This window comes from uncultured Actinomyces sp., assembly GCF_963526355.1.
Lineage (GTDB): Bacteria > Actinomycetota > Actinomycetes > Actinomycetales > Actinomycetaceae > Actinomyces.
The window spans coordinates 24,752-33,991 of sequence record NZ_CAUROW010000022.1 but is presented as its reverse complement, the minus strand read 5'-3'; the positions used below and the strand labels follow the sequence as shown (position 1 = coordinate 33,991).

The window sequence follows — 9,240 nt, the reverse complement described above, 5'->3', positions numbered from 1 at the left end:
CCGACGACCTGCTGTTTACAAGACAGCTGCTCTACCAACTGAGCTAAAGCGGCGTACGGCCGGTGGGTGGCCGCGGGTGCGGGGACAGTCTGGCACAGACCGCCCCAAGGCGGGAAACCGGAGAGAGCGAGTCCACTCCGGGGTCCTGGAATCCCTACAAGAACTGTGCGAGATCCGTGTGTGGTCAGCCCTGCTCGCCCTGTTGCTCGGCCCCTTGCTGCTCAGCGGGCTGCTCGGCCGGCTGCTGGGTGGACTGTTCGGCCGGCTGCTGGGTGGGCTGCGCCGTTGGTGTGGTGCCGGTGGCCAGCTCGGTCAGAGATGTCGGTGTCTGCAGCTTCTTCAGATCGGCCTTCTCCCCCTTGAAGAAGATGGTCGGAGTACTTTCGAGGCCTCTGCTGGAGAAGGCCTCATCGCTGATCTTCACCCAGTTCTTGTACTTGTCGGAGTCGATGGCGGCCTTGAACTTGGCGGAGACCTCGTTGGGGACGCCCACCTTGGTGGCGGCGGCGACCAGGCTGTCCACGCTCATGAGGCTCTGGTTCTTGGTCTCCAGCACTTGGGAGAAGATCTCGAAGGCGGCGCCGTGGAAGCTCAACGACTGGGCCGGAGCCTCGTCGAGCACTACGCCCATGGCGTTCATGACTGTGCTGGTCCACTGCTGGTTGAGGATCTTGGAGGGGTGGAGAACCAGGGTGATCTTCTTGTCGCTCAGCAGCTGATTGATCTCCTGGGTGTGAATGCCCTCGAACTGGGCGCAGTGCGAGCAGGAGTAGTCGAAGTAGATGTCCAGGACGGGGGCGGAGGAGGTGACGGTGTCGAGTTTGTCGCCCTCGCCGTAGGTCCAGGAGCCGTCCTCAAGGACCTGCTTGGGGACTCCGTCCTGGTTCGCCTTCTTGGTGGCCAGGCCCTTGCCGGCCTCGGGGAGTTCCGTCTTGTTCCGTTTGACCGCCAGGTAACCCAGGTAGCCGAAGCCTCCGGCCATGACCACTCCCGCGGCTCCGATGAAGCTGCGGCGGGCGATCGTGTTACGACGTGCACGGCGGGCCTCGGCCTCGCGCAGCTCCTTGGCCTTGAGACGTGCGGCCTCGCGGCGCTGGGCCTTGGACGGGCGGGGCTGGTTAGTGGACACTCGGTGCTCCTTGTGGTGCGGTGGCGAGCGGACGGCGAAGAAGACGAATTGTCGAATGAGTCATGGCTGTAGCGATGTCATTCTGCCCGACGATGCTGTGCGAAACCATGCCTGACGTTTGCCGCCGGCGGATTGTGACGCATCGGTCGTTGAGAGGCGGGCATGCGGGCGGGTGATGATGTGGTGAGGTGCTGATGTCATTGCGGTGCGCCCTTGAAGCCGCACGTCATAGGCTCGGTGATCAGGTAGACCGAGACATCCGCGCCCACCGACTTGGCCGGCCCCGGGAGATCAGGGCCCATCACGGTAGAGCCATCGGCTTCGGGCCTCCCCTTCTTCCTCCGGGCTCGCCTCACAGGCCTTTGCCGGCTCTACGCGGCATTGGCAATGCGGACCTATCGGTGTGCCGGCAAGCAGAATCGTCCGTGCCCTCATGAGTCCCGGATCCTGGTCGGCCACCCATGCGGCAATGCGCGAACAGTGACGGTTAAAATTCGAAGAACGGAGAGAAATTGGGGAACGGAACAACTTTGGCGAAACACAGCAGAAGTGTGATGATGCCGACAACGACCAGACCCACCCCAAGACCTCTTCTGGCAAGGGTGCTGGAGACGAGTTTGTTGACAATATGTGCGCCGCCCCGGCGAGTCGCGGCTCCCCAAGGGGCCAGCCACAGCGTCAGGAGATAGGCGGCATTCACTGTGAAAATAGTGAGCACGAAGCGGTTGTCAAGGGAAACTGAGTCGAAAGCGGAGGAATTCTCATTGGTGATGCCGAGCGAGTAGCTGGTCAACATGACAATGAGTCCGACGCCTAAAGCCAGCAGAAAAGCGAAACCAACAGAGAACAACGACCGCACCAGGTACCACGGAGTCGCCGCCCACATGCGGGAGGTGTCGGTCGGCAAGGCGGAGCCGCGCTGAAGCCGGTTCCAGCGTCGAGCGTCCTGAGCCCGTCCCACAGTTCCGGCGATCACAGTGAGAACCGCGGCCAGAATGGCGAGCCATCCCGGTCTAGCCCATCCCACGGCGGACAGGGCGAACCCGAAGGCCAGCAGCACCAGCGGACGGCGCTCCGGTTCCTTCGCCCACTCGGGCAGGTCGCCCGCACCGGCGGACGCAATGGGGCGCTGAGTCTGAATGGGCTGAGCGCCGGTCATCGTCGGCCCCGTCATCATCGCACCGGCCGGTACGGCCGCCGGATGGGCAACAGGCTGGGGATATCCGGGTTGAGGAGTCATCGGGTGGTACCCCGAGTAGGGCGAGCTCGGCACCTGCCCAGAGTGTACGGGCCGTGGGTAAGGTCCCGACGGTGTCGCAGGGGCGGGTGTCCCGATGCTGTACTGCATCGACGGTGCCGGCCCCGTCGGCACCGGGGCGCTGTTCTGATACCGCGATCTGGGAGGAATGGCGGGCGGGGGCTGGACCGATGCCGCCGACGGCGCCGACGACGCGCTGTAGCCGTAGCCGCTCTCGGCGCCTGAGGGTGCGGAGGCCGAGCTGCCGTATGCGGCTGAAGAGACTGAGGCCGCGCTGCCAGCGGAGGGGGAGGAGTTCGGAGACAGGCCATAGCCCGATACGGCGCCGTACCCCGGTGCGAGAGTGCCGATACTCCTGCCCGACTCCGACTCGTCGGAACCGGTCTCGGACTCCCCCTCCGGCCCCAGGAGGCGATCAACGGCCTCCTGCCCCGTGCCGCCCTCGGCGATCTCATCGAGGACCTCCAGCAGGCCGTCCGGGCCCAGCCGGTCCTCCGGGTCCGGGGCGAGCGCCGCAGTGAAGGCCCTCGCCAGCGCCGGGTTCTCCTGCTCCAGGTCGCCCAGCTCCGGGGTGCCGGCGTAGACGCGCCTGAAGACCACCTGCCACGCGCCCGAACCGAAAGGCGCCAGCCCGGTCACGGTGAACAGAAGAACGCCCGCGCAGGCGTACCAGTCGACGCCGGCGGTCGGCTCCCCGCCGTCGAGCATCTCCGGAGGAATGAAGCCCGGGGTGCCGGTGACCTGGCCGGTCTGGGTCAGCCGGACGTCGTCGGCCACCTGGGCGATACCGAAGTCGATGAGAACCGGGCCCTGAGCACTGAGCATGACATTGGAGGGCTTGAGATCCCGGTGAATGACGCCGGCGGAATGCACTGCGCGCAGCGAGTCGACCAGCCCGTGAGCCAGGTCGGCCAGGTCGCGGGCGTCTGTGGTGAGGTCGTAGACGCCCTCGTGCTCCACCTCATACTGAAGGGTGGGTCCCTCCACGAGCTCGGTGATGACGAAGGTGACGCCCAGGGAGCCGTCCCCGGTCTCGATGTCCAGGATGCGAGCCACGCGCGTGTCCCTGACCCGGGCCAGGACACTCGCCTCGCGATCCAGGCGGCGCCGGGCCGTGGGGTCCGCGGCGATCTGGGGGTGAAGGATCTTCATGGCCACGTGGCGGCCGCCCTCATCGGTGGCCTCCCACACCACGCCCATTCCTCCGGCGCCCAGGCGACGCAGAAGCCGATACCCCCCTATCAGGGTGCCGGCGCGCAACTTGCTCAGGGTGACCGGCTCGCCCGGGTGCGCGTCGATGTTCTGCGTCATGACTCCCACAGTACCGGGCCGTCTCGGCTCGTGGGGGCAGCCCGACTGTGGGGCTGTTCGCCCGAATGCGGGTCGGATCCCGGGAGAAAATCTCATGCTGGAGCCGATCGCCGGCGGGTGGGTGGACTCGATGCCGCCGGCGGTCATGGGGAGGGCTACACCTGTCGAGCCGTCGATTGTGGAAGCGTTGGAACATGCGGAGGAGGCGGGGCGTCGCCGACCGTCCGGCCGGGCCTCGGCGAGGATTCACTGAGCCGATGGCGGACTTTCGTCGCCATCGCCGAAAAGGAACACCCTGAAAGAATACTGTGAACTGCTGGTCAAAGTGAGGAACCTATGTCAAGATAAGCCCGTCCACGGTCGAACGGCTGACCGCGGCACGTGTCAATGCGGACACGCATCGGCACCTTTCACGACGGATCGTCCGGCACGTACCTGCCGGTGAAGGGAAGCACCACCCATGGCAACTGTTACTTTCGAGAACGCCACACGGATTTACCCGGGCAATGACCGCCCCAGTGTCGACGCTCTCAATCTCGAGATCGCCGATGGCGAGTTCCTCGTGCTTGTTGGCCCCTCCGGCTGCGGTAAGTCCACCTCCCTGCGCATGCTCGCTGGCCTGGAGGACGTCAACGCCGGTCGCATCCTCATTGGTGACCGCGACGTCACCGACGTTCAGCCCAAGGACCGTGACATCGCCATGGTCTTCCAGAACTACGCGCTCTACCCGCACATGACCGTCCACGACAACATGGGCTTCGCCCTGAAGATCGCGGGCACCCCCAAGGCCGAGATCGACAAGCGCGTGCGCGAGGCCGCCAAGATCCTGGGGCTGACCGAGTACCTGGACCGCAAGCCCAAGGCTCTCTCCGGCGGTCAGCGTCAGCGCGTGGCCATGGGGCGCGCCATTGTGCGCAAGCCCAAGGTCTTCCTCATGGATGAGCCGCTGTCCAACCTGGATGCCAAGCTCAGGGTCCAGACCCGCACCCAGATCGCCTCGCTCCAGCGCTCGCTGGGTGTCACCACGGTCTACGTCACCCACGACCAGACCGAGGCCCTCACCATGGGCGACCGCATCGCGGTCCTCAAGGACGGCGTGCTCCAGCAGGTCGGCACCCCGCGTGAGATGTACGACCACCCCGCCAACGAGTTCGTTGCCGGCTTCATCGGCTCGCCGGCCATGAACCTGGGACAGTTCACGGTCAAGGGCGACGTCGCCACCGTCGGCGCCGCCAAGATCCAGCTGTCCAAGGCGACCCTGGACGCCATCACCCCCGAGGACGGCGGCAAGGTGACCATCGGGTTCCGGCCCGAGTCTCTCGACGTCGTCTCCGCCCAGGACGAGCACTCCATCCCGGTGCGCCTGTCCTTCGTCGAGGAGCTGGGTTCCGACGCCTACATCTACGGCGAGCTCGTCGGTGCCGAGGACTCCGAGGCCAAGCTCGGCTCCGGTGAGGACTCCAGCCAGATCATCGTGCGCGTGCCCCCGCGTACCGCCCCCGAGCCTGGTGAGACCGTCTACGTGCGGATTCGCCCCGGTCAGGAGCACATCTTCTCCGCCTCCACCGGCAAGCGCCTGCCTGCCTGAGGATGCTGACGACGACGGCGCCGTTCCCCGTTCCCGGGGCGGCGCCGTCGTGCTTGCCGAGGCGGGGCTGAGTCGCGCCGGCCGGAGTGATCTGGCGGGCCGGAGGGCGGCGGCGCAGCGTCGTGAGAATACCGGACCGCGAACGTCTGCCGCGCGGTGAGAACCGGATCGTTCTCGACGGCTTTGAAGGTGTGGGCCGCTACTCACACTTTGAAAGGCGAAGAGGGCGCTGGCCTGAAAGAATGACATCATGCCCCAGTCCATGAAGATCACGGCAGCGACGATTGATCCGGCGCTGCTCGACCTCCCCTGGGAGACCGCCCTGGAGGAGTGGCCCACCGAGGTCCTTGCTGCACTGCCCCGTGGTCTGTCCCGCCACATCGTGCGTTTCGTCAACCTCTCCGAGCGTGTCATCGCGGTCAAGGAGATCGGTGAGACCGTGGCGCACCGCGAGTACGAGCTCCTGCGTGACCTGGTCCGGCTGGGGGCGCCCTGCGTGCAGCCGACGGCGGTCATCACCGGTCGGCGCAGCGTCAGTGGAGAGGAGCTCAACTCGGTGCTCATCACCGAGCACCTGTCCTACTCCCTGCCCTACCGGGCCCTGTTCAGCCAGTACATGCGCCCCGAGACCGCCACGCGTCTCATCGACGCGCTCGCCGTGCTGCTGGTGCGCCTGCACCTGCTGGGTTTCTACTGGGGGGACGTGTCGCTCTCCAACACCCTCTTCCGGCGCGATGCCGGTGCCTTCGCCGCCTACCTCGTAGACGCCGAGACCGGCGAGCTCCACCTTGAGGGGCTCACCGACGGCAAGCGCCTCTACGACATCGACGTGGCGCGCACCAACATCATCGGTGAGCTCATGGACCTGCAGGCCGGCGCCCTGCTGGAGCCGAGCGTGGACACCATCGAGGTTGGAGACCGGATCGTCAGCCGCTACACCGAGTTGTGGGACGTCCTCACCGCCGAGGAGTCCTTCTCCATGGACGAGCGCTGGCGCCTGCGTCGTCGCGTCCAGAAGCTCAACGAGTTGGGCTACGACGTCGCCGAACTGACCATGGACACGGACTCTCAGGACAACCACATCACCATCCAGCCCAAGGTCGTCGACGCCGGCCACTACCATCGGCAGGTGATGAGGCTGACCGGCCTGGACGTCCAGGAGCGCCAGGGCCAGCGTATGCTCAACGACCTGGAGGCCTACCGGGCCATGTCCGGGCGCAGCGACGACCCCATCGAGCTCGTGGCCCATGCCTGGCTGGCGGAGGTCTTCGAGCCCACCATTCACTCGGTCCCCGTCGAGATGCGCCGCAAGCTCGAGCCCGCGGAGATCTTCCACGAGATCCTCGAGCACCGCTGGTACATGTCCGAGGCCCAGGATCGCTACGTCACCACCCAGGAAGCAGTGGACGACTACGTGGCCACGGTGCTGCCTCAGCACCGTGACGAGCGTGCCTACCTCGGAGTCGGGGACACCCAGGAGATGGAGGCTATCGCCGTCGACGACGTCGAGGAGCCGCTGCCCGAGGACGACGCCGAGTTCGCCGCCCGCGACGAGCAGACCCTGGCCGACTACGCCGCCAACCCCTTCGGCTTCACTGCCGGCATGAAGTTCAAGGGGGAGTAGGGCGCGCCGCAGACTGCGCGGTGCGACGGCGTCGTCGGTGCCGCTGGTGTCCGCCCGGTTGATAGTCTGATCTCGATCAGCTGAGGCGATGAAGAAGGGCCGTGAAGGGGACATGAGCGAGGACGTGCCCGCATTCCAGGCCCTGCCCGGGGTGACGCCGGAGAACAGCGCCTTCATTGACCTGTACTACGACCCCTCCGTCACCTTCATCTGGGGAAATACCTTGTCGTTCTCGATCAACGACGGTCAGATGCGTCTGTCGGCGGGCCAGTCCGTGAGGATCGCGGTACCGCCGGGGCCGGTGCGGGTCGTCGTGCAGGTCCTCACCCTCTCCTTCATCACCCCGAAGCCACAACTCGATTTCGTGGTGTATCCCGGCCAGGTGGTGCCGGTGTTCTACCGGGCCTCCCGTTTCAAAAACAACCTGGGATCGTTGACATTCCAGAGGCTCGACGGGTTCTCGCCCACCGAGCGGAGGGATCTGTCCACCATGAAGGTCATGTTCACCGTCATTCTTGGCATGATGATCTTAACGGCCATCCCCATAGCGCTGTTGTTCTGGTTCCTGAGCACGCTGGGACCGCCATGACCGGCTGCCGGACACACCCGCGACTTACGTGCGAGGTGTCCCCGGCCGTATAGAAATGTCCCCGGTGGCACGTTCTCAGGCGCCGAGTTCCTCGGCGACCAAAGCCATCTCCTCGTCGGCGCGGCGGCGCAGCTCACAGTGGCGCCTCCAGGAGGCCAGGGAGACCTCGGTGATGGCATCCAGCAGTAGGGAAGGCGCCTACGGCCGCCATCCCGCCCAGGTGGTGCCGGTGATCTACCGGGCCTTCATCCTCCGGGGCAATAGCCTAACGGTGCGCAGTACACGTCGAGCCCGCCAGGGTGAGTGTGCCTGCCTCCACCGTCGATCCTGTCGGCTAGAGGCGGCGCCGTTCTTGCAGCCACTGCGCGTAGGTGGGACCCGCTGCGGGGACGTCGTCGCCGGGAACCAGTGCACCGCGGCGGAAGGCGAGTCCCCACCCGGTGGGAACCACCAGAGGAACCGGCTTCGCAATGAGGTTCGGCAGCTGTGTGGTCATCTTCCACAGCGTCATGATCTCCCGTCCTGCGATCTGGTAGGTCTGGCCTTCGGTCTCGCTCAGGGCTGCCCGGGCCACCGTCTCGGCGACGGTGTCGAGGCTGACCGGCCGCATCCTCATCGAGGGAACGAGTGAGAAGGGGCCATGGCGCATGCGCTCCATGTTCTGCTCGGCGAACTCGAACCATTGGGTCGAGCGAACCAGTGACATGCGCTTGCTCGACTCGCGAGCAAGCCGCTCCTGCGCGCACTTGCCCGCGAAGTAGCCGTAGCCCTGCACCTCCGGAAGGTCGCAGTTGACGATCGACAGCAGCACGTGCCTGGCGTCCAGGGCGTTCGCGGCTGCCGACACGGCGCGGGTCGAGCGTGTGAAGAACTCGGTGGCCACCCTTTTACTCGTGGTGAACAGCCCGGTGGCCTCCACGATGACGTTCGCGCCGGACAGTGCGGCAGCCCCGTCGTCGCGCAGGACGTCGAAGCCAGTGCGGCGCGAGTACAGCGTCACCTGCGCCCCGGTTGCCTGCAGGGCTCGCTTGATGGCAACCCCTGAGTCGCCCGCTCCGACAACTGCCACCTTCACCGTGATCTCCTCCGCATGTCTCTGCTTGGTCTATATACAATCCTCTACGATCGTAGAGTGCTCTATGATTATAGAGATTCCTACGATTGGAAGGCAAGGAGCAGGTACGATGGGGCGCAAGGAGCAAATTGGTGACGCCGGGGTCGGGCTCATCGCCCGTGACGGGGTGCATGCCCTCACTCATCTGCAGGTCGACACGGAGGCGGGACTGCCCCGCGGGTCGACCTCCTACTACGCCCGGACTCGCCGTGACCTGCTGGCGCTCGTGGTCAACCGTCTCTCCGAGGGCTCACAGGCTGACATCAATGACCTTGAGATCCCCGCGTCCGTCAGCCGGCAGGAGGCCGCCGAGATCGTCGTCGGCATCCTGGAGCATATGGCGCGGCGTGCGGACGCCCAGGCCGCGCGTGGGGCTTTGCTGTTCGAGCTGCGCGACGACGTCGGGCTCTGGGAGCTGCTCACAGCGGAAGCGCCGGTCAGACGGCCTCTGACGCATCTGGCCGAGCGGATACTCGTTGCCGCGGGTGTCGACCAGGCCTCTGCTCACGCTCCCGACCTGGTGGGGCTGGTGGACGCCCTGCTCATGTACCAGGCGGCCAAGGCGGCACCCGTGGACGTCCGCAAGGTGCTGAGGGCCTACCTCGAGGGGATTGGCTGACCGACCCG

7 protein-coding genes are annotated in these 9,240 nt (G+C 66.0%); 4 read left to right on the top strand and 3 right to left on the bottom strand.

Annotation, left to right across the window (positions count from 1 at the left end):
* Positions 1 to 184: 184 nt before the first annotated feature.
* Together RWR81_RS06825 and RWR81_RS06820 are read right to left on the bottom strand one after the other, a co-directional pair.
* Positions 185 to 1,129: a thioredoxin domain-containing protein gene (locus tag RWR81_RS06825; RefSeq protein ID WP_314456186.1), complete on the bottom strand. Its 945-nt coding sequence runs from the start codon at positions 1,127 to 1,129 to the stop codon at positions 185 to 187.
* A 487-nt stretch (positions 1,130 to 1,616) separates the two neighbouring features.
* The gene (locus tag RWR81_RS06820; protein WP_314456184.1) at positions 1,617 to 3,698 is read right to left on the bottom strand and encodes a protein kinase domain-containing protein; all 2,082 of its coding nucleotides are present in this window, start codon (positions 3,696 to 3,698) and stop codon (positions 1,617 to 1,619) included.
* Between the two features lie 460 nt (positions 3,699 to 4,158).
* Here RWR81_RS06820 and RWR81_RS06815 point away from each other — a divergent pair, with 460 nt between their 5' ends.
* The 3 genes from RWR81_RS06815 to RWR81_RS06805 all read left to right on the top strand — a co-directional run bounded on the left by RWR81_RS06815 (position 4,159) and on the right by RWR81_RS06805 (position 7,499).
* Entirely contained in the window at positions 4,159 to 5,286 is a 1,128-nt protein-coding gene (locus tag RWR81_RS06815; RefSeq protein WP_075248834.1) for an ABC transporter ATP-binding protein, read from the top strand.
* Between the two features lie 250 nt (positions 5,287 to 5,536).
* On the top strand, positions 5,537 to 6,910 hold the full coding sequence (locus tag RWR81_RS06810; protein WP_314456182.1) for a DUF4032 domain-containing protein: 1,374 nt from the start codon (positions 5,537 to 5,539) through the stop codon (positions 6,908 to 6,910).
* A gap of 112 nt (positions 6,911 to 7,022) precedes the next feature.
* Positions 7,023 to 7,499, top strand: a complete 477-nt coding sequence (locus RWR81_RS06805; RefSeq protein ID WP_314456180.1) for a hypothetical protein — start codon at positions 7,023 to 7,025, stop codon at positions 7,497 to 7,499.
* Between the two features lie 334 nt (positions 7,500 to 7,833).
* On the opposite strand, the gene RWR81_RS06800 is transcribed toward RWR81_RS06805, so the two are convergent.
* A complete protein-coding gene (locus RWR81_RS06800) occupies positions 7,834 to 8,574 on the bottom strand; it encodes an NADH(P)-binding protein (protein WP_314456178.1) in 741 nt (246 codons plus the stop codon).
* A 109-nt stretch (positions 8,575 to 8,683) separates the two neighbouring features.
* Here RWR81_RS06800 and RWR81_RS06795 point away from each other — a divergent pair, with 109 nt between their 5' ends.
* On the top strand, positions 8,684 to 9,232 hold the full coding sequence (locus tag RWR81_RS06795) for a TetR family transcriptional regulator (protein WP_314456176.1): 549 nt from the start codon (positions 8,684 to 8,686) through the stop codon (positions 9,230 to 9,232).
* The last annotated feature ends 8 nt before the right edge of the window (positions 9,233 to 9,240 follow it).